The sequence below is a fragment of the Pseudomonas sp. genome (assembly GCF_049300855.1).
Lineage (GTDB): Bacteria > Pseudomonadota > Gammaproteobacteria > Pseudomonadales > Pseudomonadaceae > Aquipseudomonas.
Window position 1 is genome coordinate 24,305 of the sequence record NZ_JBAQKH010000004.1, and the last position, 25,989, is coordinate 50,293.

The 25,989-nt window shown below is 56.3% G+C and carries 30 protein-coding genes, 1 tRNA gene and 1 pseudogene; 9 read left to right on the forward strand and 23 right to left on the reverse strand.

The window, feature by feature from the left end:
• The first annotated feature begins 120 nt into the window (after positions 1-120).
• The gene (locus WA225_RS01185; protein ID WP_422606564.1) at positions 121-534 is read left to right on the forward strand and encodes a VOC family protein; all 414 of its coding nucleotides are present in this window, start codon (positions 121-123) and stop codon (positions 532-534) included.
• Positions 535-591: 57 nt separating this feature from the next.
• Here the strand turns inward: WA225_RS01185 and WA225_RS01190 are convergent, their stop codons facing one another.
• Positions 592-921: a hypothetical protein gene (locus WA225_RS01190; RefSeq protein ID WP_422606565.1), complete on the reverse strand. Its 330-nt coding sequence runs from the start codon at positions 919-921 to the stop codon at positions 592-594.
• A gap of 152 nt (positions 922-1,073) precedes the next feature.
• Here WA225_RS01190 and WA225_RS01195 point away from each other — a divergent pair, with 152 nt between their 5' ends.
• Positions 1,074-1,355 carry a hypothetical protein gene (locus WA225_RS01195; protein ID WP_422606566.1) on the forward strand — a complete coding sequence of 94 codons (282 nt, stop codon included), beginning with the start codon at positions 1,074-1,076 and terminating at the stop codon, positions 1,353-1,355.
• Between the two features lie 308 nt (positions 1,356-1,663).
• On the opposite strand, the pseudogene WA225_RS01200 reads toward WA225_RS01195, so the two are convergent.
• Positions 1,664-1,786 (reverse strand): annotated as a pseudogene (locus tag WA225_RS01200) (cell wall hydrolase); the annotation flags it as partial.
• A gap of 204 nt (positions 1,787-1,990) precedes the next feature.
• Between WA225_RS01200 and WA225_RS01205 the strand changes: the two are divergent.
• Positions 1,991-3,592: an acyltransferase family protein gene (locus WA225_RS01205; protein ID WP_422606567.1), complete on the forward strand. Its 1,602-nt coding sequence runs from the start codon at positions 1,991-1,993 to the stop codon at positions 3,590-3,592.
• A 732-nt stretch (positions 3,593-4,324) separates the two neighbouring features.
• Here the strand turns inward: WA225_RS01205 and WA225_RS01210 are convergent.
• From WA225_RS01210 to thrS, 9 genes are all read right to left on the reverse strand, one after another.
• A tRNA-Pro gene (locus WA225_RS01210) sits at positions 4,325-4,401 on the reverse strand.
• Between the two features lie 88 nt (positions 4,402-4,489).
• Positions 4,490-4,846: a MerR family transcriptional regulator gene (locus WA225_RS01215; RefSeq protein WP_003179985.1), complete on the reverse strand. Its 357-nt coding sequence runs from the start codon at positions 4,844-4,846 to the stop codon at positions 4,490-4,492.
• Complete coding sequence (gene ihfA / locus WA225_RS01220) at positions 4,827-5,129, reverse strand: integration host factor subunit alpha (protein WP_002553164.1); 303 nt, start codon at positions 5,127-5,129, stop codon at positions 4,827-4,829. Before ihfA ends, WA225_RS01215 begins: the two co-directional genes overlap by 20 nt.
• A gap of 3 nt (positions 5,130-5,132) precedes the next feature.
• Positions 5,133-7,511, reverse strand: coding sequence for a phenylalanine--tRNA ligase subunit beta (gene pheT / locus WA225_RS01225; protein WP_422606568.1), 2,379 nt, complete (start codon positions 7,509-7,511; stop codon positions 5,133-5,135).
• 26 nt (positions 7,512-7,537) lie between these two features.
• Complete coding sequence (gene pheS, locus WA225_RS01230; protein WP_003226365.1) at positions 7,538-8,554, reverse strand: phenylalanine--tRNA ligase subunit alpha; 1,017 nt, start codon at positions 8,552-8,554, stop codon at positions 7,538-7,540.
• A 109-nt stretch (positions 8,555-8,663) separates the two neighbouring features.
• Entirely contained in the window at positions 8,664-9,020 is a 357-nt protein-coding gene (rplT, locus tag WA225_RS01235) for a 50S ribosomal protein L20 (protein ID WP_007913489.1), read from the reverse strand.
• A gap of 28 nt (positions 9,021-9,048) precedes the next feature.
• Positions 9,049-9,243, reverse strand: a complete 195-nt coding sequence (rpmI, locus tag WA225_RS01240; protein ID WP_002553160.1) for a 50S ribosomal protein L35 — start codon at positions 9,241-9,243, stop codon at positions 9,049-9,051.
• A 60-nt stretch (positions 9,244-9,303) separates the two neighbouring features.
• Positions 9,304-9,855 (reverse strand): translation initiation factor IF-3, encoded by a 552-nt coding sequence (infC, locus tag WA225_RS01245; protein WP_170947229.1) that lies wholly within the window; start codon positions 9,853-9,855, stop codon positions 9,304-9,306.
• Positions 9,855-11,777, reverse strand: a complete 1,923-nt coding sequence (gene thrS / locus WA225_RS01250) for a threonine--tRNA ligase (protein ID WP_007913488.1) — start codon at positions 11,775-11,777, stop codon at positions 9,855-9,857. Before thrS ends, infC begins: the two co-directional genes overlap by 1 nt.
• A gap of 370 nt (positions 11,778-12,147) precedes the next feature.
• Between thrS and WA225_RS01255 the strand changes: the two genes are divergently transcribed.
• The gene (locus WA225_RS01255) at positions 12,148-12,450 is read left to right on the forward strand and encodes a hypothetical protein (protein ID WP_422606569.1); all 303 of its coding nucleotides are present in this window, start codon (positions 12,148-12,150) and stop codon (positions 12,448-12,450) included.
• A 288-nt stretch (positions 12,451-12,738) separates the two neighbouring features.
• Positions 12,739-12,951, forward strand: a complete 213-nt coding sequence (locus WA225_RS01260; protein WP_003179963.1) for a cold-shock protein — start codon at positions 12,739-12,741, stop codon at positions 12,949-12,951.
• Positions 12,952-13,023: 72 nt separating this feature from the next.
• Here WA225_RS01260 and WA225_RS01265 read toward each other — a convergent pair whose 3' ends face one another.
• A complete protein-coding gene (locus WA225_RS01265; protein ID WP_422606570.1) occupies positions 13,024-13,341 on the reverse strand; it encodes an I78 family peptidase inhibitor in 318 nt (105 codons plus the stop codon).
• A 167-nt stretch (positions 13,342-13,508) separates the two neighbouring features.
• Complete coding sequence (locus tag WA225_RS01270) at positions 13,509-13,814, reverse strand: hypothetical protein (protein WP_422606571.1); 306 nt, start codon at positions 13,812-13,814, stop codon at positions 13,509-13,511.
• Between the two features lie 131 nt (positions 13,815-13,945).
• Here WA225_RS01270 and WA225_RS01275 point away from each other — a divergent pair, with 131 nt between their 5' ends.
• On the forward strand, positions 13,946-14,152 hold the full coding sequence (locus WA225_RS01275; RefSeq protein WP_422606572.1) for a hypothetical protein: 207 nt from the start codon (positions 13,946-13,948) through the stop codon (positions 14,150-14,152).
• Positions 14,153-14,186: 34 nt separating this feature from the next.
• On the opposite strand, the gene WA225_RS01280 is transcribed toward WA225_RS01275, so the two are convergent.
• The 8 genes from WA225_RS01280 to WA225_RS01315 form a co-directional block, all read right to left on the reverse strand.
• Positions 14,187-15,215, reverse strand: coding sequence for a nucleoside hydrolase (locus tag WA225_RS01280; RefSeq protein WP_422606573.1), 1,029 nt, complete (start codon positions 15,213-15,215; stop codon positions 14,187-14,189).
• A 31-nt stretch (positions 15,216-15,246) separates the two neighbouring features.
• Positions 15,247-15,651: a D-ribose pyranase gene (rbsD, locus tag WA225_RS01285; RefSeq protein WP_053118990.1), complete on the reverse strand. Its 405-nt coding sequence runs from the start codon at positions 15,649-15,651 to the stop codon at positions 15,247-15,249.
• Positions 15,648-16,565 (reverse strand): ribokinase, encoded by a 918-nt coding sequence (gene rbsK / locus WA225_RS01290; protein ID WP_422606574.1) that lies wholly within the window; start codon positions 16,563-16,565, stop codon positions 15,648-15,650. Before rbsK ends, rbsD begins: the two co-directional genes overlap by 4 nt.
• A gap of 25 nt (positions 16,566-16,590) precedes the next feature.
• The gene (locus tag WA225_RS01295; RefSeq protein WP_422606575.1) at positions 16,591-17,610 is read right to left on the reverse strand and encodes a LacI family DNA-binding transcriptional regulator; all 1,020 of its coding nucleotides are present in this window, start codon (positions 17,608-17,610) and stop codon (positions 16,591-16,593) included.
• A gap of 3 nt (positions 17,611-17,613) precedes the next feature.
• Positions 17,614-18,591, reverse strand: coding sequence for an ABC transporter permease (locus WA225_RS01300; protein ID WP_016984938.1), 978 nt, complete (start codon positions 18,589-18,591; stop codon positions 17,614-17,616).
• Complete coding sequence (locus WA225_RS01305; RefSeq protein WP_422606576.1) at positions 18,588-20,141, reverse strand: sugar ABC transporter ATP-binding protein; 1,554 nt, start codon at positions 20,139-20,141, stop codon at positions 18,588-18,590. The genes WA225_RS01300 and WA225_RS01305 overlap by 4 nt, the downstream gene beginning before the upstream one ends.
• Positions 20,142-20,197: 56 nt before the next feature.
• On the reverse strand, positions 20,198-21,154 hold the full coding sequence (locus WA225_RS01310) for a sugar ABC transporter substrate-binding protein (protein WP_422606577.1): 957 nt from the start codon (positions 21,152-21,154) through the stop codon (positions 20,198-20,200).
• A gap of 200 nt (positions 21,155-21,354) precedes the next feature.
• Positions 21,355-21,804: a hypothetical protein gene (locus WA225_RS01315; RefSeq protein ID WP_422606578.1), complete on the reverse strand. Its 450-nt coding sequence runs from the start codon at positions 21,802-21,804 to the stop codon at positions 21,355-21,357.
• Positions 21,805-22,153: 349 nt separating this feature from the next.
• On the opposite strand from WA225_RS01315, the gene WA225_RS01320 reads away from it, so the two are divergent.
• The 3 genes from WA225_RS01320 to WA225_RS01330 all read left to right on the forward strand — a co-directional run bounded on the left by WA225_RS01320 (position 22,154) and on the right by WA225_RS01330 (position 24,404).
• Positions 22,154-23,242: an asparaginase gene (locus tag WA225_RS01320; RefSeq protein ID WP_422606579.1), complete on the forward strand. Its 1,089-nt coding sequence runs from the start codon at positions 22,154-22,156 to the stop codon at positions 23,240-23,242.
• A 198-nt stretch (positions 23,243-23,440) separates the two neighbouring features.
• Positions 23,441-23,710, forward strand: a complete 270-nt coding sequence (locus tag WA225_RS01325; RefSeq protein WP_090282667.1) for a DUF1654 domain-containing protein — start codon at positions 23,441-23,443, stop codon at positions 23,708-23,710.
• 4 nt (positions 23,711-23,714) lie between these two features.
• Positions 23,715-24,404, forward strand: a complete 690-nt coding sequence (locus WA225_RS01330) for an endonuclease (RefSeq protein WP_095111733.1) — start codon at positions 23,715-23,717, stop codon at positions 24,402-24,404.
• A gap of 54 nt (positions 24,405-24,458) precedes the next feature.
• Here the strand turns inward: WA225_RS01330 and WA225_RS01335 are convergent, their stop codons facing one another.
• Both WA225_RS01335 and WA225_RS01340 read right to left on the reverse strand, forming a co-directional pair.
• Positions 24,459-25,370, reverse strand: coding sequence for a siderophore-interacting protein (locus WA225_RS01335; RefSeq protein WP_422606580.1), 912 nt, complete (start codon positions 25,368-25,370; stop codon positions 24,459-24,461).
• Between the two features lie 88 nt (positions 25,371-25,458).
• Positions 25,459-25,824 (reverse strand): SPOR domain-containing protein, encoded by a 366-nt coding sequence (locus WA225_RS01340; protein WP_422606581.1) that lies wholly within the window; start codon positions 25,822-25,824, stop codon positions 25,459-25,461.
• Positions 25,825-25,989 lie beyond the last annotated feature (165 nt).

Below are 25,989 nucleotides of genomic sequence, written 5' to 3' on the forward strand. Positions count from 1 at the left end.
AAAAACATCTGGAAGACTCCGGCCTTTCCGGCGTCCAACGCTCTGCTATGTTTTAACCGCCCTACGCGGAACCCGGCGAACCCCCGCCACGCTCCGCGCCTGACTGCCGGGAGCAGAGACATGAAAATCAACCCGTACCTGATCTTCAACGGTGACTGCCGCGAGGCCTTCACCTTTTACGAGCAAGCCTTGCAAGGAAAGCTCGAAGCGATGATGACGTTCGGCGAAACGCCCGCCGCCGAACATGTGCCCGAAGAACACCACAACCTGATCATCCACACCTGCCTGAAAGTGGGTGATCAAATGATCATGGCCTCGGACACCACACCCGACCGCCCGACTCAAGGCATGAGCGGCTGCTCGATTTCGCTGAATGTCGACAGCATTGCCGAGGCCGAGCGCGTGTTCAACGCACTGGCCCTGGATGGTCGCATCGACATGCCGCTGGAGGCGACCTTCTGGGCCGCGCGTTTCGGCATGTTGGTCGATCGTTTTGGCGTGTCGTGGATGGTCAATTGCGAGAGCGAGAAGTAACGCTGAGATTTCGTCAGGCATGAAAAAGCCCAAACTGTTCAAGTTGGGCTTTTTGTATTAACGCTGGGCCAATTCGTGGCGTACGCATTGTTCGTAATAGGTCTGCTTGACCGCCGCCGGTTTGAGCTTCGACGAGCTGTTGTAGGTTTGCTCGGTAATTCCCATCGCGGTCATGCGCATCCACGGTTGCTGAAATCGGCGCACCTGCAATTGTTTACGTGCGCCGTACAGCGAGACGCCCGAGAGCTTCGACTGCTGCGCGCCGGCGGCGATGTCCGAACCCCATACACAGGCAAAACGATGGCTTTTGCTCAGCTCCTTCGCCTGCACTCCCACCGCGAAAACAGCCAGGGAAAGCGTTGCAACGGTGATGACAATCGTCCGCATAGAGCCAACCTAACCTTTTGAAAAAAGGCGATTTTGCCGGGGAAGCAGAAATCTGGGGGCCAGCAATTTGCCTTCGTGCCACTCGTCCGCTGATCCGCACCTTTCCCCTCGCAGTATTTCCAACGCTGTACACCCCTCAGTGGAGCGTACAGATGATGATCAAGAACATTGCTGTCCTGTCCTTCGCCAGCCTGCTGCTCATCGGCCCGACATGCGCTATGGCCGCCGAGGAGACAAATGCAGGGTCTGCTGCCCCGCCAACCGCCCTGCCAGGTGTCAATCAATCCAATAGCAAACAATCCAATGATGAAAAAGCTAACAAGAAAGGCGAAGAATCCTCGGGCGGCAACGCCGGTGCGCAACCGCACGAAACGGAAAAGGACGCTGCTGGTTCGAGTGACTCGCACGACATCAAGAAAAAATCAGCGCAATAGCCCTGCTTTTTGCGTCCACAAGGGTGCTCCAAACATTAAAACCGGCGAGCCCGACGCAATGGCAGTAGTTAGCCCTGCTGACATCTCATGAAGGGAAACGCACTACTCAAGAAGCGAGTGCTGAATGCGTTGGCTTTTTAAATGAATTATAAAACTGTAATGGAGCGATTTTCATAATCGCTCCGAGCCGCTCCTGGGTGGGACCAATCCAACCCTCATCACTCATTGACCTAGAGCATGTTCCAGAAACAGGGCTGATACTTCGATTGGCAAACGTCAGCGAACTCCCCATCCTACTGCCCTTCTTAACCGTCGAACATTCGGTTCCGCATCGTCCAGGCTGCGGCAATCTGCCCGGTCGCTCCTTCGCCGCACGTCTCACCCCACAGTGTTCGAGCGAGGATGTCACTGTCTTTTTCAATGACACTCATAATGTATCCCGGCATGAAATACCCGCTCGATGGTGGGTCAGGGTGCATGGTTTTGCTCAGAATGCTTAGGCGAGGATTTGTTTGATAGCGTTTCAAAAAAGCCTCTGGTACATTCGCCTTTTTACGATACATAGATAGAAAAACAGTATCGATTCCTCGCATCGTCTGTATGGATGCACGCACAGAAAATGGAAAATATTAGAAATGCAGCCCCGACAAAAACTGGACGCACTTACATCTCTGCGCTTCTTTGCTGCAGCCCTGATAGTCGCTTTACACACATCAGATGCATTCAGTGTATTCAACATAGAGCAATACGTAACAGCCTCTAAAGCGGTATCTTTTTTCTTTGTATTGAGCGGCTTTATATTATCCTATGCCTATAGGCAATTCAATTCAACCGGCTCTCTTCATAAATTCTATGTTGCACGATTCGCACGACTTTGGCCGTTGCATGTAGTTACGGCAGCTTATTGGCTGGGAGTTGCCTACTCCGTCAACCCCGAAGCAGTTTATATAAATGACGGCTTAGAGAAACTATTTGCAAACCTGACATTGATACAAGCATGGGTGCCGCTGCAGAGCTGGCAAGCATCTATAAACGCAGTTTCCTGGAGTATCTCGGTCGAAGTTTTTTTCTATTTGCTATTTCCATTTCTGGCGAACAAATTCCAAACACACTGGAAGCACATATTTATAGCAGAATCATTGATTCTCATAGCATTAATTTACATCGCCCTCACACAAAACTTTAATGAAGACATAAACAGATCAAGTCTTTTATACTTCTTCCCTCCTGCTCGGCTTTTTGAGTTCACGGCCGGAATCGCTGCTTACCATATTGCCCAGAAGCTTTCCGTGATGGACCTCTCCATTATAAAAAGGCACGGCACTATGGTTGAGGTAGTGGCTTTACTGGTTTCTGCTTCCAATATAGCACTGAGCAAGTATCTTGCTTTCGGCCAATCTATTCTTGGGACCGGGGTAACTATCTATATCAACGCCGCATGGTCGGCACTGGCCTTTGCTTTTACTATTCTGGTGTTCTCTATTAGCTCGGGGCGCATCACCAAAATGCTTTGTTTCGCTCCTCTTACGTTCTTGGGCGAGGCGAGCTTTGCACTTTACTTATGCCACTACCCTACAATATATTTAATCTCAAGCTTCCCAAATGTATTTGGAACCGGTGAGATGGCCTACTACCAAGCGTGGGCATACTCAATTGTACTGGCATGCATTCTGTATAAAACAATTGAAAGCCCGGCAAGAAATGCAATAGTTAACATATACATCTCAAAAAACAAACTCAAAACAATTGCAATTTTTGCAGCGTGCATTATTTATATATCATCAATCACTTTAACATCCGTAAAGGTCAAAGAAACAATACTGCCTGAAAACTTATTCACAACGGGCACATCAGACAAGATTGTGTTCGACTGCGGAGCCACTATCAGCAAAATCTCTGTGGACAAGCCTTATTCGAAGTACGCTGTATTTACCTTCACAACACAAAGCACATGCAAAGAAAAAAATCTAATGCTTGCAGTGCTAATACACTCTAAAGACGGAAGCTACATAAACACCGGCGCCTACAAACTTTATAACAAAGGTAGCAATACATACACCATAAAAACACAAACACCAATTAACAACTTCATGAATGCGGAATCACTCGTGATAGCAGCGTATGAAGATGTTACCGCTTTGATACCTGTTACCACTCCAAATAGAGACGCCTCGGGAATCAGGGCCATAGTGCCAGTAAACAACGGGAAACGTGAGGTTCGAGAGTACACTCAATGACCTTCAGAGCAGCGCGCGCATGATCAACAGGAGTAGTTTTTGAGCAGTCGCCACTTCGCCAAATCTGGTCAGTCCCATCAGACGGAGTAAATATTCTGTCGTCATAGATCCATTCGACTATGGGACTGGACCAACACAGTCGATAGGCGCGCATTGTCACTGGTATCTGAGAAGCTCCGGCACCGCCAGCACGACGTAGAGTTCAGTGCCCCTCGCCCTCCACCTCAGACGCTGCGTCGAGACCGCCCGTCGACACAGACAGCGCACACTCTCGGGGAACCAGCAGAATCAATGAGCTGGCATGCCTGCCCCAAACATCGTCGCCTCTTAGAGCTGTAGGCCTGCAACGGAACCCGCCGGCTCCACCTGGAGAAGTGAGAACGTAAAGAAGGAGATCCCCAGCATTTCGGCTTGTCCCGGCTGCCGGAGTTCCGGTAGACCCACTCCAATTTAAACTCAACGGCAGAGTCCCGGCAGTGGCGTGTAGTTAAATCCCCCAACAGTCGCGCACAAAATGAATTCAGGGTGCCGGAACAGCAGTCTGCAACTTCAGTGGGATTGAAGGATACGGGTGTCGGAATTGGGAACGAGCATGCTCCTGATCCTCCGGAGTTCGGTAGGAGACACGAAAGGGCGGGACTGACCATCTCGAGGAGAAAAACGCCCCCTGCAAAAGTCCCTACGCATGAAAAAGCCCAACCTTTTCAGATTGGGCTAAGTCATTGAATTATATGGTCGGGACGGAGTGATTCGAACACTCGACCCCTAGCACCCCATGCTAGTGCGCTACCGGACTGCGCTACGCCCCGACTGGTGTTGCAACCGTTCTTCACCTCGAAGAACGCTCAAGAATATAGCGCAAGCTTTTGAAAACTGGAAGTATTCAAACGCTGCTTTTTATTTCTTGAGAACCACCAGCACATCTTCCAATTCAGCAATCATCTGCCGAATCATCTGTTTGTATTGGGTCGTGTCGTCTTTGGCTTCATCGCCGGACAAACGCAAGCGTGCGCCGCCGATGGTGAAACCTTGATCGTAAAGGAGCGCGCGGATCTGCCGGATCATCAGCACGTCCTGGCGCTGATAATACCGGCGGTTTCCGCGGCGTTTGACGGGGTTGAGTTGAGGAAACTCCTGCTCCCAGTAGCGCAGCACGTGTGGCTTTACGGCACACAGCTCGCTGACTTCACCAATGGTGAAGTAGCGTTTGCCCGGGATGACGGGTAGTTCGTCGTTATGACTTGGTTCCAGCATAAGCCTCAACTCGGGCCTTCAACTTCTGCCCTGGACGAAAGGTGACCACACGGCGAGCCGTGATCGGGATTTCTTCCCCCGTTTTCGGGTTGCGGCCAGGCCGCTGGCGTTTGTCCCGAAGGTCGAAATTGCCGAAACCGGACAATTTGACCTGCTCGTTGTCTTCAAGAGCGTGCCTGATTTCCTCGAAAAACAGTTCGACCAATTCCTTGGCTTCCCGCTTGTTCAGGCCCAGCTCTTCATACAGACGTTCCGCCATCTCAGCTTTCGTCAAAGCCCCCATACGTCACTTCCTTAACGTGGCGTTCAACCTTTGTTCGAGCGAGGTGAGGATATTTTGCGTCGTCGAATTCACCTCATCGTCATTAAGAGTGCGCGATGGATGCTGCCAGGTCAAGCCAACTGCAAGGCTTTTTCTATCAGGATCAATACCTTTACCCTGATACACGTCAAACAGCCTGAGATCTGTGAGCCATTCGCCTGCATTTTCACGGATTACGTCCAGTACAGCCGCGGACGCGACGTCTTTGTGCGCAATCAATGCAAGGTCACGACGCACTTCAGGAAAGCGCGACAACTCGTGGAATTTCGGCATTTTACCGAGTGCCACTTCAGCCAGAACCAGCTCGAAAACGAAGACTGGACGATCCAGACCCAAGGCTTTCGACAATTCCGGGTGGATAGCGCCGATGAAACCGACTTCACGACCTTCGCGCTCGATGCGCGCGGTTTGACCCGGGTGCAGCGCCGGGTGTTTGCCCGGTGCGAAGGTGAAAGAATCCAGCGCACCAGCAAAGCCCAGCACAGCCTCAACGTCAGCTTTTACGTCGAAGAAATCGACGGTATCGCGACCTTGTGCCCAGCCTTCCGGCAGACGGCTACCGCAGACCACACCGGACAGCATCGGCTCTTGCTTCAGGCCTTCGAGCTGACCAACGAAGCGCAGACCGCTTTCGAACAGACGCACGCGATCCTGCTGACGGTTGAGGTTGTGCTGCAACGCTTTGACCAAGCCAGGCCACAGCGACGAACGCATGGCAGCCATGTCGTTGGAGATCGGATTGGCCAGCAACAGCGGCTCGACGCCCGGGTTGAACAGTTCGAACTGACGTGGATCGATGAAGCTGTAAGTGATCGCTTCCTGATAACCGCGAGCCACCAGCAAACGGCGCAGTTCCGGCAGATCGCTACGCGCTTCAGCCTTGGCTTGTGGCGCCAGGCGCGCTTGCGGGTAACGAACCGGCAGACGGTTGTAGCCGTACAGACGCGCCAGTTCTTCGATCAGATCGACTTCCAGGCTGATGTCGAAGCGATGGCTTGGCACTTCGACGCGCCACTGCCCTGCACCATCGGCAGTAATGCCCAGACCCAGACCGCCGAGCAGACGCTCGACCTGTGCCGAATCCATTTCCATGCCCAGCATCTGAGTGATGCGCTGAGCACGCAGCGTGATCGGCGCGATCGACGGCAGATGCTGCTCGCTGACGGTCTCGATGATCGGGCCGGCTTCGCCACCAGTGATTTCCAGCAGCAGGCCAGTGGCGCGCTCCATGGCTTCACGGGCCAGTTGCCAGTCGACGCCACGCTCGTAGCGGTGCGAAGCGTCGGTGTGCAGGCCATAGGAACGCGCCTTGCCAGCAACAGCGATCTGGTCGAAGAAAGCACTTTCGAGGAATACGTCGCGAGTGGTAGCGGACACACCGCTGTGCTCGCCGCCCATCACACCGGCAATCGCCAGAGCACGGGTGTGGTCGGCAATCACCAGCGTATCGCTGCGCAGGCTGACTTCCTGACCGTCGAGCAGCACCAGCTTCTCGCCCTCTTCCGCCATGCGTACGCGGATGCCGCCGTTGATTTCGGCGAGATCGAAGGCGTGCAGCGGCTGGCCCAGTTCGAGCATCACATAGTTGGTGATGTCGACGGCAGCGTCGATGCTGCGCACGTCGGCGCGACGCAGACGCTCAACCATCCACAGCGGCGTTGGCTTGGACAGATCAACGTTACGGATAACGCGGCCCAGGTAACGCGGGCATGCGGCAGGCGCCAGCACTTCCACCGAACGCACTTCGTCGTGCACGGCAGCAATGGCCATGACCACCGGACGGGTGACCGGCGCGTCGTACAGCGCGCCGACTTCACGGGCCAGGCCGGCCAGGGACAGGCAGTCGCCACGGTTCGGGGTCAGGTCGACCTCAATGCTGGCGTCCTCCAGATCCAGATACACGCGGAAATCTTCACCCACCGGCGCATCGGCCGGCAGCTCCATCAGACCGTCATTGCCCTCACCGACCTGCAGTTCGGCTTGCGAGCAGAGCATGCCGTTGGACTCGACGCCGCGCAGCTTGGCTTTCTTGATCTTGAAGTCGCCCGGCAGTTCGGCACCGATCATGGCGAACGGAATCTTCAGGCCCGGACGCACGTTTGGCGCACCGCACACGACCTGGAAGGTTTCCGCGCCATTGCTGACCTGGCACACGCGCAACTTGTCGGCATCAGGGTGCTGCTCGGTGCTCAGCACCTCGCCCACCACCACGCCACTGAAAACACCGGCGGCCGGGGTCACGCTATCGACCTCAAGACCCGCCATCGACAGACGAGCAACCAGCTCGTCGCGATTTACCTGCGGGCTAACCCAGCCACGCAGCCATTGTTCACTGAATTTCATCCTGCTCTCCTAAGAATTCGTTACGACTAGCGAAATTGCGCGAGGAACCGCAAGTCGTTGTCGAAGAACAGACGCAAGTCGTTCACGCCGTAACGGAGCATGGCCAGACGCTCGACGCCCATACCGAAAGCAAAACCGGAGAACTCTTCCGGATCGATGCCGGACATGCGCAGCACGTTCGGGTGAACCATGCCGCAGCCCATCACTTCCAGCCAGCCAGTCTGCTTGCAGACGCGGCAGCCTTTACCGCTGCACATCACGCATTCCATGTCGACTTCAGCGGATGGCTCGGTGAACGGGAAGTACGAAGGACGGAAACGCACGGCCAGTTCTTTCTCGAAGAACACCCGCAGGAATTCTTCGATGGTGCCTTTGAGATCGGCAAAATTGATGTCGCGATCAACCAGCAGGCCTTCGACCTGGTGGAACATCGGCGAGTGGGTGATATCGGAGTCACTGCGATACACGCGGCCTGGGCAGACGATGCGGATCGGCGGCTGCTTCGATTCCATGGTGCGGACCTGTACCGGCGAGGTATGGGTGCGCAGCAGCATGTTGGCGTTGAAATAGAAGGTGTCATGCATCGACCGGGCCGGGTGGTGGCCTGGGATGTTGAGCGCTTCAAAGTTGTGATAGTCGTCTTCGACCTCAGGGCCTTCGGCAATGCCGTAGCCAATGCGGGTGAAGAACTGCTCTACACGTTCCAGAGTCCGGGTCACCGGATGCAGACCACCGGAGGTCTGACCACGGCCCGGCAACGTCACGTCAATGGATTCGGCGGACAGTTTGGCAGCCAGTTCGGCTTCTTCAAACAGAGCCATGCGCGCATTGAGAACGCCTGTGACACGTTCCTTGGCAACGTTGATCAGGGCGCCGACTTGCGGACGCTCTTCTGCCGGCAAATTCCCCAGGGTCTTCATCACCTGAGTCAATTCGCCCTTCTTGCCAAGGTATTGAACCCGGATTTGCTCCAGGGCATTGATATCTTCAGCGCTTTGCACAGCCTCTAGTGCTTGAGAGACCAGCGCATCCAGGTTTTCCATGTACAGACTCCAGATACAAAATAGGGGAAGAGCTTGAAGGCTCTTCCCCTATTTAAGACGTTTACCACCTGGCCCCACGGAAGCGAGACCGGGTGATTGTCGGGGGTACTTAAGCCAAGGTGGCTTTAGCTTTCTCGACAATCGCAGCAAACACCGCTTTTTCGTTCACTGCCAGATCAGCCAGAACCTTACGGTCGATCTCGATGGACGCTTTTTTCAGGCCAGCGATGAAACGGCTGTAGGACAGACCGTTAACACGAGCACCAGCGTTGATACGAGCGATCCACAGAGCGCGGAACTGACGTTTTTTCTGACGACGGTCACGGTAGGCGTATTGGCCTGCCTTGATTACCGCTTGCTTGGCAACACGGAATACGCGGGAGCGTGCGCCGTAGTAGCCTTTAGCAAGTTTCAGAATTTTTTTGTGACGCTTACGGGCAATGACGCCACGCTTTACACGAGCCATGAGTTACTTCCTCTATTCTTGACTAAAATTAACGAAGGCGCAGCATGCGCTCGACTTTTGCCACGTCAGACGGATGCAGCAAGCTGCTACCGCGCAGTTGACGCTTACGCTTGGTCGACATTTTAGTCAGGATGTGGCTCTTGAAAGCGTGCTTGTGCTTGATACCGTTAGCAGTTTTCAGAAACCGCTTAGCAGCACCACTTTTGGTTTTCATTTTTGGCATGTTCGGATACTCCGCATTCAGTTGATAAACATAATCAGAAGGCCTGCCGTGCCCTGTTGATTACTTCTTCTTTTTCGGGGCGATGACCATGATCAGCTGGCGTCCTTCCATCTTAGGATGCTGTTCGACCGAACCGTACTCGAGCAGGTCAGCTTCAACCCGCTTGAGGAGTTCCATCCCCAGCTCCTGGTGGGCCATCTCACGGCCGCGGAATCGCAAGGATACCTTGGCCCTGTCCCCATCACTCAGGAAACGTACCAGGTTGCGCAGTTTTACCTGGTAATCCCCTTCCTCCGTCCCTGGACGAAACTTGATTTCTTTAACCTGAATCTGCTTCTGGTTTTTCTTGGCTGCGGCAACCTGTTTCTTCTTCTCGAAGATCGATTTGCCGTAGTCCATCAGTTTGCAAACAGGGGGTACTGCATCGGCGGAAATTTCCACCAAATCCAGTTTGGCCTCTTCAGCCTTAAGAAGCGCGTCTTCAATTGACACAATCCCAAGCTGTTCACCTTCAGCCCCAATTAACCGAACCTCGCGTGCCGAGATATTCTCGTTGATCGGGGCTTTCGGTGCAGCTCGTTTATCTTGTCTCATTTCACGCTTAATAATAATTACTCCGAATCTGGGCGACCACGCCGGGAAACCGCTTGCGCGAGAAACTCAGCGAACTGGGCGACGGGCATCGAGCCCAGGTCAGCACCTTCACGAGTACGCACAGCGACAGTCTGCATCTCGACTTCCTTATCTCCGATTACCAAGAGATAGGGAACCTTGAGCAAAGTATGCTCGCGGATTTTAAAGCCGATCTTTTCATTTCTCAAGTCGGACTTGGCACGAAATCCGCTTTCGTTGAGAGTTTTTTCTACTTCTGCAACAAAATCTGCCTGTTTATCAGTGATATTCATGATCACCGCCTGGGTTGGCGCGAGCCACGCAGGGAACGCACCTTCGTAGTGCTCGATCAGAATCCCGACGAAACGCTCGAAGGAACCGAGGATCGCGCGGTGCAACATCACCGGGTGTTTGCGGCTGTTGTCTTCAGAGACGTATTCAGCGCCCAAACGGACAGGCAGGTTAAAATCGAGCTGCAGGGTACCACATTGCCAAACGCGACCAAGGCAGTCTTTCAGCGAGAACTCGATCTTCGGACCGTAGAACGCACCTTCGCCCGGCTGCAGATCGTACGGCAGGCCCGCAGAATCAAGGGCTGCGGCCAATGCAGCTTCAGCGCGATCCCACAGCTCGTCGGACCCAACGCGTTTTTCCGGACGAGTGGACAGCTTCATCTCGACATCGGTGAAGCCGAAGTCACGATAAACGTCCATGGTCAGCTTGATGAACGCAGCGGATTCGGCCTGCATCTGCTCTTCGGTGCAGAAGATATGGGCGTCGTCCTGAGTGAACGCACGTACGCGCATGATGCCGTGCAGCGCACCCGACGGCTCGTTACGGTGGCAGGCACCGAATTCGGCCAGACGCATCGGCAGTTCGCGGTAGCTCTTCAGGCCCTGGTTGAACACCTGCACGTGGCACGGGCAGTTCATCGGCTTGATGGCGTAGTCGCGGTTTTCCGACTGCGTGGTGAACATGTTGTCGGCGTAGTTGGCCCAGTGCCCGGATTTTTCCCACAGGCTGCGATCAACGACTTGCGGCGTCTTGATCTCAAGGTAGCCATTGTCGCGCTGGATCTTGCGCATGTACTGCTCGAGCACCTGGTACAGAGTCCAGCCGTTCGGGTGCCAGAACACCATACCCGGAGACTCTTCCTGGGTGTGGAACAGGCCCAGACGCTTGCCGATCTTGCGGTGATCGCGCTTTTCAGCTTCTTCGATGCGCTGGATATAGGCCGCCAGCTGTTTTTTGTCCGCCCAAGCGGTGCCGTAAACGCGCTGCAATTGCTCGTTCTTGGCGTCGCCGCGCCAGTAGGCACCGGACAGCTTGGTCAGCTTGAAGGATTTCAGGAAGCGGGTGTTCGGCACGTGCGGACCACGGCACATGTCGACGTATTCTTCGTGATAGTACAGGCCCATGGCCTGCTCGTTCGGCATGTCCTCGACCAGGCGCAGTTTGTAGTCTTCGCCACGGGCCTTGAACACTTCGATCACTTCGGCGCGCGGAGTGACTTTCTTGATGACGTCGTAATCTTTCTCGATCAGCTGCTGCATGCGCTGTTCGATAGCGGCCATATCGTCCGGAGTGAAAGGACGCTCGAAGGCGATGTCGTAATAGAAGCCTTCGTCGATGACCGGCCCGATGACCATTTTAGCGGTCGGGTACAGCTGCTTGACCGCGTGGCCAACCAGGTGGGCGCAAGAGTGGCGAATGATCTCCAGCCCCTCTTCATCCTTTGGCGTAATGATTTGCAGGGTCGCGTCGCTGCTGATGATGTCGCTGGCATCGACCAGTTGGCCATTGACCTTGCCGGCCAGAGTGGCTTTGGCCAGACCGGCACCAATGGATGCGGCGACCTCGGCTACGGAAACCGGGTGATCGAATGAACGTTGACTGCCGTCGGGAAGAGTAATAGTTGGCATGGCGCCTCCTCTCCTAGTGGTGACCCCTACCAAAGGTCACGTGGGTTGGGATGAGCCAGTACAAGATCCGATCCAGGCCATTCAATGACGAACGCCTGCCTTACAGCGGCAGGAGCCTTGCGGCCAACCGGAAAACCGAACCAGAGTGACTGGGATTCAAATCAGAATATTCGCACGTTGACCGCACCGGGACTGAAGGTCATCCGGAGCCTGAGAACGCTTGAGCCCGGCATGCTAGCACAGATGAGCGGTCACTTATGCCTCTGTTTTGCCAGAAGGCAAATCGTCCGTTTTTATGCCAGAGTGCTGAACTTGATGGCCCCTTCAGCCCTCAGATAACAAGACATTGACCCACAAGGAGCATCCTCGCATGCGTCTGAATACCCTGTTCGCCGTAGTCGCCCCTATCGTAATGCTGCTGCCGCTGAGCGCCCACGCCGACTGGCCGAAAGGCGAGCGTGACAAGTACATGGCGCAGTGCACCCAGGCGGCGACTCCGCAAATTGGTGCTGCTGCGGCCAAATCGCACTGTGCCTGTGGCGCGGATGCCATCAAGTCCTACCCTGCCGCCGACATTCAGGCGCTGATGGACAATAAGGCCTCCCCAGAGCTGCAGCAGAAAGCGCTGGGCCAAATCGCCAAATGCAAGGCAAATACCCCGGCGAAAAAGTGATCAAAACCCCCTTCTGACTCGGCTCAGCGCCCCTGAAACGGGCTGAATTTGAGCCTTTTCAGACGATTTATGCAGGTTTTACAGGTTTTTTTATCGTCTTTACGTTCCGCTAGAAGCCTTGTAAACCGGGGCTTTCAGCGAAAAAAGACAGCAAAGAAAACACGACTGATTGGCAAACAGCACGTCCGGGGGGCTACCAAAGCGAACATTTCGACTATGATACCCGGGTGTGCCCAGTTGGCCTGAGCAGCACAGTACTGAAAAATATATGTTTCTTGGAGATACACCATGTCTAATCGCCAAACCGGCACCGTTAAGTGGTTCAACGATGAAAAAGGCTTCGGCTTCATCACTCCTCAAGGTGGCGGTGACGACCTGTTCGTACACTTCAAAGCTATCGAATCCGACGGTTTCAAAAGCCTGAAAGAAGGCCAGACCGTCTCCTTCGTGGCTGAGAAAGGCCAAAAGGGTATGCAAGCTGCACAGGTTCGCCCAGAGTAATTTCTGCGCGCACTAAAAAAACCCCGTCCATGTGACGGGGTTTTTTATGCCTGCAACAAAAGTGGCGCGTGATCAGCCGCAGTTGACGCGTGTGATCACCAGATTGTTGTCGGTGTTCAGATTCAAGCGATCGGAGCGGTACTCGAGCGTGATCATGTCGTTCGGCTTGAGGAAGCGGGCATTTTGCGCCCCGGCTTTGCTGCGCGCCTGCTCCAGAAGCTCTGGCGAAGCTTTCTTGCCAATGGCGAATTCCGCCGCCGATGCTTCACAGCGGCTGTGACCGGCTTCGGTCGCCACAGATTCCTTTGCCGACTCGCTGGAGGTCGTGCTGCAACCGGCCAGCATGGCAGCGGCCATAAGTGCACCCAGTGTCGCGAACTTCAAAGGCATGAAGCCTCCTTATTTCAAAAAGTTAAGCTGAGATCGTGCGACCGCCATTCGGGCGTTTGGTTTCACGGGCAATGCCATCACCCTGCCCCACGACCGGAAAAACGCCGAGTTTGCCTGAGCGGCACGAGCCACTTCATCAATCAATCGTGACTGAATATTAACGGCGCTCAATAAACGTCGATGTAGTCGTACGGCGGGTTCGGCCAGTTGTCCTTCAGTGCGTTGAAAATCTGCATCACCCATACCTCGTCGCTGGCCGCGACATTGCCGACGTACCCCGAACCCTTGGCCCAGGTTTCCAGGCGAAACAGCAAACCGTCGATATCCTGCCCACCGGTAACGCCGGAAGAAATGTACGCGATACCGCCCTTGGTCACGCGCACCTGCGTGTGCTCATCATCACTGGCGCAAGCGAGCAATTGGCGCACGGCTTGGAGCGTGAGGCCGTCAGGGGTATTCAAATCGATCTGCACAACACGATCCTTGGAAAGCCTTAAAAGACCAAGTGTCGCATAGCACTCCGCTCATGCCTAAGTCGCAGTGCCAAATGCCCGACAAAATGGTTAACTCAAACCCAAGATCTTCCGACTATTCGAGCGCTCTCATGACCACCATCAGCATCGACGCCGCGATTAATGCCAAATGGGCAGACGGACACAGCTCTTACAGCCCGGGAACCACCGAGGAGCTTGCGCTGATTGGTATCGATCTATTGGTCAAAGAGTTGGGCACTGAAGCGGCCAAGCAATTCATAAAGCAGATTTTCGAGCGCTACCCGACCGAACAGGTTGAACACGCTGAGAGGGTGTAAAAAACCCGCAGGCTGGCACCTGCGGGCGAATGCTTTACTTCAGGCGTTTCAGGCGCTCGGTCAGCAAGTCAAAGAAGCCTTGCGCGTCACCATTTTCCACCCAGAAGGCGTTTTTCGGCGCTTTCAGGCCATCGTACCAATCGACGATGGTCTGACCGAAAGTCGGCCCTTCACGACTATCCACCACGACATTCACCGAACGACCGGTGAACAGTTCCGGCTTGAGCAGATAAGCCACGACGGTGGCGTCATGCACCGGGCCACCCGGAATGCCGTAGTGCTCCATGTCCCCTTTGATGTATTCGTTGAGGATGTCGCCGACAATTTTGCTCGCGTTGTTGTTCAGCGCGGCAATCTGCTTCAGGCGCGCATCACTGGTGAGGATCTTGTGGGTCACGTCCAGCGGCAGATAAGTCAGCTTCACGCCGCTTTTCAGCACCACTTCAGCCGCTTGCGGATCTGCAAACAGGTTGAATTCGGCCACCGGGGTGATGTTGCCGCCGTTGAAGTGCGCACCGCCCATGATCACCACTTCCTTGATGCCCTGAACAATTTCAGGTTCCTGGATGAGCGCCAGTGCCAGGTTGGTCTGTGGACCGAGCATGGCGATGGTGATGCTGTGTGGCTTGGCCTTCTTCAAGGTGTCGATCAGATAATTGACCGCATTGCCCTCAGCCAGACCTTTTTTCGGCTCATGTACGGTGACACCCGACAGGCCTTCCTTGCCATGGATGTTCTCGGCGTAGATCGGCGTGCGCATCAGCGGCTGTGGCGCACCGGCATAAACCGGCACGTCTTCGCGCCCTGCCCACTCGCGCGCCAGGCGTGCGTTACGCGAGGTTTTGTCGAGACGCACGTTGCCGGCCACGGTGGTCAGCGCGCGAATGTTCAGTTCGTCCGGCGAGGCCAGTGCGAACAGCAACGCGACGACGTCGTCGGCGCCTGGATCGGTATCAATGATCAGGTCGATTTTTTCCGCCGCCTGAGCGCCGGTCGCAGTGATGACGGACAAAAGCAGTAAACCCCGGATGAGTTGATGCAGTTTTTGAGCATAGCGTTGCATGGCGCATTCCTTGTGCAGGTGAAATCAAAAATTAAAACGTAACCCCGGCGACCAGCACGATGTTGCAATACGGCTGGCATTCACCGGTACGGACAATCGCCCGTGCCTGGCGGCTGAGAACTTTGAATTGTTCGTGACTGAGTAAGTCACGACGGCCCAGCGCGCCCTCTTCATTCAGGGCGTCCAGCGTACTCAGCGCGGTCGGTTGCTTGTCGAAAATCTCCTTGGCCAGCGCATGGCTTTCCACCTGCATCTCGCTGAGGACGACTTTGAGGGTGCTGACAAAGTCAGGCACGCCGTGAGTCAGCGCCAGATCAATCAGCTCGACACCTGGCGGCACGGGTAACCCCGCATCACCGATGACCACCATGTCGCCATGGCCCAGGGACGCGATCAGTCGCGACAACGCGACGTTGAGCAGGGGAGTTTTTTTCATGCGGGTTTAAAGGCCTGTACGTCGGATTGGGTTGGAATGGACGGTTGCGCACCGGCACGGGTTACCGACAGCGCGGCGGCAATCTGCCCATAGCGGATCGCTTCAGCCTCGGACTTGCCACTTGCCAACGCAGCGGCAAAACCACCGACGAAGGTATCCCCCGCCGCCGTGGTATCGACAGCTTTCACTTTCGGTGCCGGGAAATGCTCGAAACCTTTGCCGTTGGCGAACAACGAACCTTCGGCGCCGAGGGTAATGATGACTTTGCCCGCGCCCAGGCGGATCAGATGACTGGCAGCACTTTCTGCGGTTTGCAGCGAGTCGACTGGCAGTCCGCTCAACGCGGCGGCTTCGCTTTCGTTGGGGATCAGGTAGTCGATCGCAGCAAACCAGTCAGCCGGCAGTGGGCGGCTGGCCGGTGCCGGATTGAGAATCACGATTTTGCCCAGTGCACGCGCACGCTTGAGCGCATGCCCCACCGTGGCATCAGGGATTTCGAGCTGGCAGATGATCACGTCGGCGGCTTGCAGTACGGCATCGAAACGATCGATGACCGCGGGCGTCATTGCGCCGTTGGCCCCAGCAACGATGACAATGGCGTTCTGACTGTTGTCATCCACCACGATCAACGCAACACCGCTGGAGTCGTCGACGACACTCACCGCCTGACAATCGATCTGCTCGGCCAGCAACGCATCACGCAATTGCACGCCGTAGTCGTCGTTGCCGACACAACCGACCATCGCCACTTGCGCGCCCAGGCGGGCGGCAGCCACAGCCTGATTGGCGCCCTTGCCGCCGGACACGGTGGTGAAGGAATGACCGATCAGCGTTTCACCGCCTCGCGGCAGCCGTGGCGCCCGAGTCACCAGATCCATGTTCAGGCTGCCTATTACCACTACATTTGCTGGCATACATCAGTACTCGTCAATTCGGTTTTCAGCGGTATTCGGTGAACACGCCGGACAGCGGCGCGGTCGACTCGCGCAAGACAATACTTGGGGTCACGATGCGTTGATCCGTCCCCAGGCTCGGTGTAGCGATCCTGCGCAGCAATACTTCTGCAGCCATCTCACCCAGTTGCAGGATCGACTGGCCGACAGTGGTCAATGCCGGGTACACATAACGGCTCATCTGGATATCGTCGAAGCCGATCACCGACAGCTCGCTTGGTACGCGCACGTTACGCTCAGCGGCGGCACGCAGAACACCGATGCCGATCATGTCGTTACCGGCAAAAATCGCACTCGGCGGATTGCTTTCAAGCAGCATCGCTGCCGCGTTGTAGCCACCAGTGCTGGTGAAATCACTTTCCAGCATGCGCGCTGGCTGCACGTCGATGCCCGCCTCTTTCAGCGCCCGGCAATAACCGGCCTGACGCATCTGCGCCACGCTGGTGCTCGCCGGACCGCCGATGGTGGCGATATCGCGATGGCCCAATTCCAGCAGATGGCGGGTCGCGAGATAGGCACCGTATTCGTGATCGATGCGCACCAGATCGGCGTCGACCCCTTCGAGGCCTCGGTCGACGATGACCATCGGCGTTTTAACCCCTGCCAAACCTTGCGCCAGGCCACTGTCGCCGCCCGCCGAAGCAACGATCAAACCGTCGATACGTTTTTCCAGGAGCACGCGCAAATAGCTGCGCTGCTTTTCCGGATTATCGTCAGAGTTGCAGAGGATCACGCAGTAGCCGTTACGCTCGCAATAATCCTCGATGCCGCGCGCCAGCTCCGCGAAGTACGGGTTGAGGCTGTTCGGCACCAGCAGCCCGATGGTGGCGGTGGTCTTGGCTTTCAGCGAGCGCGCCACGGCACTCGGGACGTAGTCGAGGCTCTTGATCGCCGCTTCGACTTTAAGCCGCACTTGCTGACTGACCGGCCGAGTGTTGTTCACCACATGGGACACGGTGGTGTAGGAGATCCCCGCGAGCGCCGCTACATCCTTGATCGTTGCCATGTCTCAGCCCCGTCGGCTTGCGCGTTGACTGCGATACGTGTCGAGCACCACAGCGATGACGATCACGGCACCGGTAATGATGCGTTTGGTCGGTTCAGTAGCGCCGATCTGTGCCAGCCCGGCCGCCAGTACGGAAATGATCAACACACCAAAAAACGTGCTGATTACCGAACCACGCCCACCCATCAGACTGGTACCGCCGATGACCACCGCCGCAATCACTTGCAACTCGAGACCGGAACCGGCATTCGGGTCCGCCGCTTCCAGACGGGAAATCTGAAACAGCGCGGCGATACCGGCCAGCAGGCCCATCAGGCTGAACACCAGAATCTTGTAAGGCTTCGGATTGATCCCGGCCAGACGTACGGCTTCTTCGTTGGTGCCGATGCCGATCAGGTAGCGACCGAACACGGTGCGGGTCAGAACGGCCTGGGCAATGATGATCACCAGCAAGGCGATGATGAACGACGGCGAGATACCGAACGCAACCGGGTTCGACAGCCAGGCGAACGAATCACCGATGTACGCCGTTCGCGATCCGGTCATTTGATAGGCCAGACCTCGGGCCATTTCCAGCACGCCGAGGGAGACGATGAACGACGGAATCCGCCAGGCCACGGTGATCGACCCCGTTACCGTACCGGCCAATGCCGCCACCGCCATGCCGAGCAACGCCGAGGGCAACACGCCCCAGCCCCAGCCGAGAATCGCCACACTGACCGTCGAAGCGGCAAGCGCCAATACCGAGCCGACCGAAAGGTCGATGCCGCCGATGATCAACACGAAGGTCATGCCGACCGCCAGGACCATCAAGTCCGGAATCTGGTTGGCCAGCGTGCTGAAGGTGTTATAGGACAGGAAGTGGCTGCTCAAGACCGAGAACAGCGCAATCATTGCCAGCAAGGCACCGGCCAGGCCCAGATAGGTGCCCAGGCCGTAGAAATTGCCACTACGTTTGCCGGCAGGAGATGCAGTTTTCATGGGAGATCCCTAGGCGCCGCTTCATTGAGCAACGCATCACGTTTTTGGTAGCCGGCGAACGCGGCGGCAAGCAAATCATCCTGGGTCCAGCTGTCGCGCTCGAAGGTGTCGATCAAACGCCCCGCCGACAGCACGCCGATCCGGTCGCAGATCAGCATCAACTCACGCAGGTCACTGGACACCACCACCAGCGCCTTGCCCTGGCGCGTCAGTTCGCCGAGCAAGGTATAGATGTCGAATTTGGCGCCAACGTCGATACCACGGGTCGGCTCATCGAACAGCAGCACCGAACAATCACGCTCCAGCCAGCGACCGATCACCACTTTCTGCTGGTTACCGCCGGACAGCTCTGAAACCAGCTGCGTCGGGCTTGAGCTGCGGATACGCATGGCGTCGATCTGACGTTGCGCCAAAGCCATTTCGTCGCCGTTGTTAACCACACCGCCACTGGAGATTTCCGGCATGTTGCCCAGCGCGATATTTGCGCTGATCGACTGGCTGAGCAGCAGACCTTCACCCTTGCGATCTTCGGTGATCAACGCGATGCCATTGCGCACTGCATCGACCGGCGAACGCACATTGACCACTTTGGCCGGCGAACCGAGTGCGACGGTGCCGCTGTCAGCGAGGTCGGCACCGAAAATCAACCGCAGCAGTTCCGTGCGCCCTGCCCCGATCAGCCCGGAAATCCCGAAGATCTCGCCGGCACGCACTTCGAACGAAACGTCGCGAACCTTATCCGAACGCGTCAGGCCCTTGACCGTCAACGCCGGCGCGCCAATCTTGCGCGGCCCCATGTCGATGTGTTCGCCCAGTTCGCGGCCGACCATCAGGGTGACCAGTTGCTCACTGTTGTAATTGGCCATCGGCTCGACGCAGACCAGATTGCCGTCACGTAGCACAGCAATGCGCTGGGCGACTCGGGCGAGCTCTTCGAGGCGGTGGGAAATGTAGATGATCGCAACGCCGCGTGCCTGCAATCGGGTGATCTGTTCAAAGAGCATTTCGACTTCGCGAGCGGTCAGCATCGCAGTCGGCTCATCGAGAATCAGCACATGGCAATCGCCGATCAGGTTGCGGGCGATTTCGACCATCTGCTGATGCCCGATCCCCAACTCGCCGACCAGCGTATCCGGGTCGATCGCGTCGAGACCGACTTGCGCCATGGCTTCGATAGCGGCCTTGCGTAATTGCTTGCGGCTGATCCAGCCACCATTGCTTGGCAAGTTATCGAGAAACAGGTTCTCCGCCACCGACAAGGTCGGCAACAGATTGAGTTCTTGCATGACCATGCGCACGCCGAGGTCTTCGGCCTGGGTACGACTGCCCGGACGATAGTCCTTGCCCTGAAACTGCATCTGGCCGGTGGTCGGCGTGACCAGACCACCAATGATCTTCGACAAGGTACTTTTGCCGGCACCATTCTCGCCGGTCAGCGCCAGCACTTCACCGCGCATCAGCGTCAGATCGATGCCGGCAAGCACCGGTTGCGCATAGGTCTTGCCGATACCGCTGACCGAGAGGACAGCGTTCGGGGCGGAAACTGACATAAAAACTCTCCATGCGCTCGCCCGGACGGACGAGCGCCGTTGTGTCGCCAGAAGACTTACTTGGTGACCAGCTCGACCGGTGTTTCGATCACGCCGTTGGCGCCGCTGTCGACTTTCTCGCCCTTGATGATTTTCAGTGCGGTTTCAATGCCGAACACTGCCTGCTTCGCAGCGAACTGGTCAGCCGTGGCCAACACGCGACCGTCCTTCAACATGGGCTTGATGGCATTGATGTTGTCGTAACCGACGACCTGCACCTGACCGGCCTTGCCTGCAGCACGGACTGCGGAAACGGCACCTACCGCCATGCTGTCGTTACCGGCCAGCAATGCTTTGACGTCCGGGTATTCACTGAGGATCGACGCGGCCACCTTGTTGCCTTTGTCGATCTCCCAATCGCCGGACTGCAGGGAAACGACCTTGATCTGTGCGGCGTCCATTGCATCCTTGAAGCCAGCGGTACGCTGCTGGGCGTTGGTCGTCGTCGACACGCCTTCAATGATGCCGACTTCGTCACCGGCCTTGAGCTGCTTGGCCAGGTATTCACCGACCAGACGCGCGCCTTTGCGATTGTCCGGACCTACGAAGGGCACGCTGATGTTTTTGCTTTTGACGATGGCCGGATCGAGCTGGTTGTCGATGTTGATCACGGTGATACCGGCATCGACGGCTTTTTTGATCACCGGCACCATGGCCTTGGAATCGGAAGGCGCGATGACCAGCGCATTGACCTTGGCCAGAATCATCTGCTCGACGATACGGGTCTGGCCAGCGGTATCAGTCTCGTCCTTGATGCCGTTGGAGATCAGGTCGAAATCGGCGGAATGTTCTTTCTGGTAGGCCTTGGCGCCATCTTCCATGGTCAGGAAGAATTCGTTGGCCAGGGATTTCATGACCAGCGCGACTTTGGGTTTTTCGACAGATTCGGCGAACGCCGAGGAGACAGGTAGTGCGGCGGCTGTGGCAGCCAGCATAGCGACAGCAAGAAGACGTCCAGCGAATGGCAGCTTCATGGGTTCACTCCGATCTTATGATTATTGTGAGCAACGCTTGCGCTGGCGTAAGCTACTTCGCTTTCCCCAAGGCCATAATGCGCCGGGAAAGCCGCGCAAACGTTTGCGTAGACCGAACTATGCGAATCCCGCCGACATTTGTCAACAATCAGAAATCGTCATTTTTTGTAGGGCGAATCGTCCGACTCGCCCTACGCTGCTTATGCCGTGGTGCTGACCAGATTACCGCTGGTGGAACTCTTGGTCATTTCCTTGACCAGCGCACCGGCCACTTCTGCCATCGCGGCGCTGGTTTGCGCGATTTGCCCCTGAATGGACATCACCGCTTGCGATTTGGCCTCAGGCGTCGGATAGGTCTTGGCTTGGGCGGCCGCCAGTTGTTGCTGCTGCTCCTGAAGCTGCTTCTGCAGTTCCTGCATTCGCTTGAGCAACATCTTGACCGTGACGCTCAGGTTATCGCCGCTTTCAGCCTTGCTGTCTTCTGGCGCGGCAGCACCACCGGTCCTGACCTGATTGCCCTGCTCTTTCTCAGTGCCCAGCGCTTCGCTGGAAGCGTCCGCCCCCGCCTGACTCAATGCATTGATGGTCGCTGCGGTTTTGCCGCCAATGGTGACCGCGCCAGGATTTGCTAAACCGACCGTCAGTGACATGTGAACTCCCTCAATTTAAGTTTCCTTGAACACCCATCGGCCCGTGTGAAGGTTTCTTTAGCAGAAACGCCGAAAACCGCCACTCGCTTCAGCGGACAAAAGCGGTAGTCCTTTTCGGAGAGCCGAACACGAAAGTGCCCGGCGTTCGGAAACCCGGATAAACGATTCTCCCCGCGATTCGTCAACTCATAAAATCTTGATGTAAATCATCAAGTTAAACATTTCTCTGACGCAAAGTACGGCTGGTACAGATCCTGCTCCCTTCACAGCATCCCGAGCATCCAGATCGGCTTGGGATGCATCTAGATGAACCTGCATCAGCACCGTCTCACTACTAGAGAGAAAAATAATGAAATCTGCTTTCAACACTTTGGTTCCGGGCGCTTTGGCCCTTCTCCTGCTCCTGCCCACCGCCCTTCAGGCAAAAGAAGTCGAAACCCAGGCCAAACTCGCCAACGTCGTGGTTCTCGCCACTGGCGGCACCATTGCCGGTGCGGGTGCCAGCGCCGCTAACAGCGCCACCTATCAGGCTGCAAAGGTGGGTATCGAGCAACTGATTGCCGGCATTCCCGAGCTGAACAAACTGGCCAATGTGCGCGGCGAACAAGTCATGCAGATTGCTTCGGAAAGCATCACCAACGACAACCTGCTGCAGTTGGGTCGTCGCGTGGCCGAACTGGCCGACAGCAAAGACGTCGATGGCATCGTCATTACCCACGGCACCGACACCCTGGAAGAAACCGCTTACTTCCTCAACCTGGTAGAAAAAACCGACAAGCCGATCATCGTCGTCGGCTCGATGCGTCCGGGCACCGCCATGTCTGCAGACGGCATGCTCAACCTGTACAACGCCGTGGCCGTGGCCAGCAGCAAAGAAGCGCACGGTAAAGGCGTACTGGTGACCATGAACGATGAAATCCAGTCCGGTCGCGACGTCAGCAAAATGATCAACATCAAGACCGAGGCGTTCAAAAGTGCCTGGGGTCCACTGGGCATGGTGGTTGAAGGCAAATCCTACTGGTTCCGCTTGCCAGCGAAGCGTCACACCATGGATTCGGAATTCGACATCAAAAACATCAAGAGCCTGCCTGATGTAGAAATCGCTTATTCCTACGGCAACGTCAGCGATACCGCCTACAAGGCCCTTGCACAGTCCGGCGCCAAGGCGATCATCCATGCCGGTACCGGCAACGGCTCGGTGTCCTCCCGCGTAGTGCCGACCCTGCAAGCTCTGCGCAAGGACGGCGTGCAAATCATCCGTTCTTCCCACGTCAATGCCGGCGGATTTGTTCTGCGCAACGCCGAACAACCAGACGATAAATATGACTGGGTTGTCGCCCACGACCTGAACCCACAGAAAGCCCGCATCCTGGCAATGGTCGCCCTGACCAAAACCAACGACAGCAAAGAGCTGCAACGGATGTTCTGGGAATACTGATTGACCTTCGCCCGCTCAATTCTCGATCGGGTACCCTGCGCACTACTCGCCCATTAGGTGGGTGGTGCGTTACTTACAAAGCTCTCGCACTTTTCCCACAAAAAAATCGACACGGCCTACATCAAAATCTGAAAACCGCTGTCAGAGGATTTTCTTGAATTTTAAGCAGTTGCGAAAATGCTTACAGTTAAATACTGTATGCACGTACAGCTTAATAAGGATAACCTCGTGGCCACCTCCCCTGATGCTCCTGACGCTTACGAACGCATGGGTATGCGCGTTCAAAAAATCATCAATTCGCCCACCGCTCAAAAAGCCAAAGCCGCACTGATCTTCCGCCTGCCCGACGAGCCGATGGATGACTGGGAGCGCCTGCTCGAGGAAATCGACGAGAACGACAACGTCACCCTCGCCTACCGCGACGACGGTGGCGTGCAGATTTTTTGGGTTGTGCCGAAGGAAGATTGATCCAATGAGTGTCCGCTGTTTTGCATTGCTGTTGTTGTTCATCACCATGGGCGCCCAGGCCGGCGCCCCTCGCACATTCACCGAAGCCAAAAAGGTCGCCTGGAAGTTGTATGCGCCGCAGTCAACCGAGTTTTATTGCGGGTGCAAATACACCGGCAACAAGGTTGATTTGAAGGCTTGTGGTTATGTGCCACGCAAGAACGCCAAACGCGCCTCACGCATCGAGTGGGAACACATTGTCCCGGCCTGGCAATTCGGTCATCAGCGTCAATGCTGGCAGGAAGGCGGACGCAAAAACTGCACGCGTTACGACCCGAGTTATCAGAAGGCTGAAGCTGATCTGCACAACCTGGTGCCGAGCATTGGCGAGGTCAATGGCGACCGCAGCAACTTCAGTTACGGCTGGCTGCCGGTGCAATCCGGGCAGTACGGATCGTGCCTGACGCAGGTCGACTTCAAAGCCAAGAAGGTCATGCCCCGCCCTTCCATTCGCGGCATGATTGCCCGCACTTATTTCTACATGAGCAAGCAATACGGTTTGCGCCTGTCGAAGCAGGATCGGCAATTGTATGAGGCCTGGGACAAGACTTACCCGGTGCAGGACTGGGAGCGTCAACGCAATCAAAGCGTGGCGTGTGTGATGGGGCGCGGCAACGAGTTTGTCGGCCCGGTGAATATGAAAGCCTGCGGCTGATCGCACGCCCAAAACAAAAGGCCTCGAACGTCATGTTCGAGGCCTTTTTTGTACTCAGCTGCCTGGTTTGTTGTAGCGCCAGTAGCCCATCAGGTTGAGCGATTCGCGCGCGATGCCGCAGTCCTTGATCAGGTATTTGCGCAGGCTCATGACTGCCGCACTTTCTCCGGCGATCCAGCCATAGAATCCGTCAGTCGCCGTATCGGCGATTTCCCAAAGAATGTCTTTATCGATATCGACCTCGGCCAACTCAGCGGCCTGCCCCGCTAAAGACGCATGAACGGGCAACCTCGCCTGGCGCACAGCGTCCACCATCAGGGTGCCGGCGACCGTCACATTGGCCTGATCGCGCACCAGCCATTGCACGGTTAAACCGGGCCAGTCAGGCACGGCCAGCATGTCCTGCGCACTGTCGACTTCGAAGAACGCCTGCGTTTGCGGCGGTTCGCGCAGCGCTGCCAACTCATCCAGAATACCCAGCGCCGCCGGTAACGCTGTCGCATCGGCAACCAGCAGCAACTGCCTCAGGGCTCGTGGCGGCTTCCATTCGAAGCCACCGGCCTGCTGCGCGGAAAAAAGTTGGTCAGGGGCGAGAATCTGCATCGAATCCCCCGGCTGGGCGCGCAACGCCCAACGGGAGGCCGGACCGGTTTCACCGTGCAGAACAAAATCGATATCCACCTCGCCCTGTTCAGCGCGCAGATGGCGGATGGTGTAGGTGCGCATGGCGGGGCGTCGGTCGACCAACATCGCCTTGAATCGCGCGTACCAGCCATCCTCTTGGGAGAGCTTTGACTGCGAACCGTCTGCCGCCGGGAAAAACAGCTTCACCCGTTGATCCGGCGCCCAGGTAGCCATTTCATGGACCGATGGACCCGCAAGCGTAATCCGCATCATGTGCGGACTCAGTTGGGTTTTACGATGCAAAGTGACATCGAAGAGTTTGTACGGATTGGCGGAGGCCATGGGGGAGCTCCTTCGGGAAATCATCAACGATTCCAATAGGAACGAATCGCGCCTGATTGCCTTTAGGTAGCTCCGCCGAATGGAGTGCTTATGGCGTGATCGGGTGCTCGATCAACACCGACTCAACGTTCTGCTTTTTGGCTTTCACCAATGCCGCATCCACTTGCACCTTCCGCGCCTCGGCTTCAGCCTGGGAGTTGAACGGGCCGATCAGAATCCGCGTTTTACCGTTACCGTCCTTGATCACGGTTGGCACGAAAGCGTGCTCGATCAACCAGCCGCTCAAGTCGCTCACCGCTTGAGGCGTTTCACCGCGCACCTCAAGATCCCACTGCGGGGTTGCTGCTGCAGGCGACGCGGCAACTGCCGCTTTCGGTTTCTGCACGTCTACACTCTTGCCTTCACCACATCCTGCCAACACCAGTGCCGCGATGACCCAGACCAATTTGCGCACAACACTTTCCTCGGAATTCTCAAAGCGGCGATCTTATCATTCATAAATACTTCGCGAGCCCCGCAAAATGGGCACAAAACAACGAGATTGATGAATGCAGCCTCTGTATAGTTACGCCCTGGGAATTAATGCCGCGTCTGCGCGTCAGAAAGAGGCACCCAAACC

What these genes read in the sequence shown, in the direction of transcription:
- WA225_RS01185 (WP_422606564.1), top strand. Translation starts at nt 121, where the DNA reads ATGAAAATCAACCCGTACCTGATCTTCAACGGTGACTGCCGCGAGGCC.
- WA225_RS01190 (WP_422606565.1), bottom strand. Translation starts at nt 921, where the DNA reads ATGCGGACGATTGTCATCACCGTTGCAACGCTTTCCCTGGCTGTTTTC.
- WA225_RS01195 (WP_422606566.1), top strand. Translation starts at nt 1,074, where the DNA reads ATGATGATCAAGAACATTGCTGTCCTGTCCTTCGCCAGCCTGCTGCTC.
- WA225_RS01205 (WP_422606567.1), top strand. Translation starts at nt 1,991, where the DNA reads ATGCAGCCCCGACAAAAACTGGACGCACTTACATCTCTGCGCTTCTTT.
- WA225_RS01215 (WP_003179985.1), bottom strand. Translation starts at nt 4,846, where the DNA reads ATGCTGGAACCAAGTCATAACGACGAACTACCCGTCATCCCGGGCAAA.
- ihfA (WP_002553164.1), bottom strand. Translation starts at nt 5,129, where the DNA reads ATGGGGGCTTTGACGAAAGCTGAGATGGCGGAACGTCTGTATGAAGAG.
- pheT (WP_422606568.1), bottom strand. Translation starts at nt 7,511, where the DNA reads ATGAAATTCAGTGAACAATGGCTGCGTGGCTGGGTTAGCCCGCAGGTA.
- pheS (WP_003226365.1), bottom strand. Translation starts at nt 8,554, where the DNA reads ATGGAAAACCTGGATGCGCTGGTCTCTCAAGCACTAGAGGCTGTGCAA.
- rplT (WP_007913489.1), bottom strand. Translation starts at nt 9,020, where the DNA reads ATGGCTCGTGTAAAGCGTGGCGTCATTGCCCGTAAGCGTCACAAAAAA.
- rpmI (WP_002553160.1), bottom strand. Translation starts at nt 9,243, where the DNA reads ATGCCAAAAATGAAAACCAAAAGTGGTGCTGCTAAGCGGTTTCTGAAA.
- thrS (WP_007913488.1), bottom strand. Translation starts at nt 11,777, where the DNA reads ATGCCAACTATTACTCTTCCCGACGGCAGTCAACGTTCATTCGATCAC.
- WA225_RS01255 (WP_422606569.1), top strand. Translation starts at nt 12,148, where the DNA reads ATGCGTCTGAATACCCTGTTCGCCGTAGTCGCCCCTATCGTAATGCTG.
- WA225_RS01260 (WP_003179963.1), top strand. Translation starts at nt 12,739, where the DNA reads ATGTCTAATCGCCAAACCGGCACCGTTAAGTGGTTCAACGATGAAAAA.
- WA225_RS01265 (WP_422606570.1), bottom strand. Translation starts at nt 13,341, where the DNA reads ATGCCTTTGAAGTTCGCGACACTGGGTGCACTTATGGCCGCTGCCATG.
- WA225_RS01275 (WP_422606572.1), top strand. Translation starts at nt 13,946, where the DNA reads ATGACCACCATCAGCATCGACGCCGCGATTAATGCCAAATGGGCAGAC.
- WA225_RS01280 (WP_422606573.1), bottom strand. Translation starts at nt 15,215, where the DNA reads ATGCAACGCTATGCTCAAAAACTGCATCAACTCATCCGGGGTTTACTG.
- rbsD (WP_053118990.1), bottom strand. Translation starts at nt 15,651, where the DNA reads ATGAAAAAAACTCCCCTGCTCAACGTCGCGTTGTCGCGACTGATCGCG.
- rbsK (WP_422606574.1), bottom strand. Translation starts at nt 16,565, where the DNA reads ATGCCAGCAAATGTAGTGGTAATAGGCAGCCTGAACATGGATCTGGTG.
- WA225_RS01295 (WP_422606575.1), bottom strand. Translation starts at nt 17,610, where the DNA reads ATGGCAACGATCAAGGATGTAGCGGCGCTCGCGGGGATCTCCTACACC.
- WA225_RS01300 (WP_016984938.1), bottom strand. Translation starts at nt 18,591, where the DNA reads ATGAAAACTGCATCTCCTGCCGGCAAACGTAGTGGCAATTTCTACGGC.
- WA225_RS01305 (WP_422606576.1), bottom strand. Translation starts at nt 20,141, where the DNA reads ATGTCAGTTTCCGCCCCGAACGCTGTCCTCTCGGTCAGCGGTATCGGC.
- WA225_RS01310 (WP_422606577.1), bottom strand. Translation starts at nt 21,154, where the DNA reads ATGAAGCTGCCATTCGCTGGACGTCTTCTTGCTGTCGCTATGCTGGCT.
- WA225_RS01315 (WP_422606578.1), bottom strand. Translation starts at nt 21,804, where the DNA reads ATGTCACTGACGGTCGGTTTAGCAAATCCTGGCGCGGTCACCATTGGC.
- WA225_RS01320 (WP_422606579.1), top strand. Translation starts at nt 22,154, where the DNA reads ATGAAATCTGCTTTCAACACTTTGGTTCCGGGCGCTTTGGCCCTTCTC.
- WA225_RS01325 (WP_090282667.1), top strand. Translation starts at nt 23,441, where the DNA reads ATGCACGTACAGCTTAATAAGGATAACCTCGTGGCCACCTCCCCTGAT.
- WA225_RS01330 (WP_095111733.1), top strand. Translation starts at nt 23,715, where the DNA reads ATGAGTGTCCGCTGTTTTGCATTGCTGTTGTTGTTCATCACCATGGGC.
- WA225_RS01335 (WP_422606580.1), bottom strand. Translation starts at nt 25,370, where the DNA reads ATGGCCTCCGCCAATCCGTACAAACTCTTCGATGTCACTTTGCATCGT.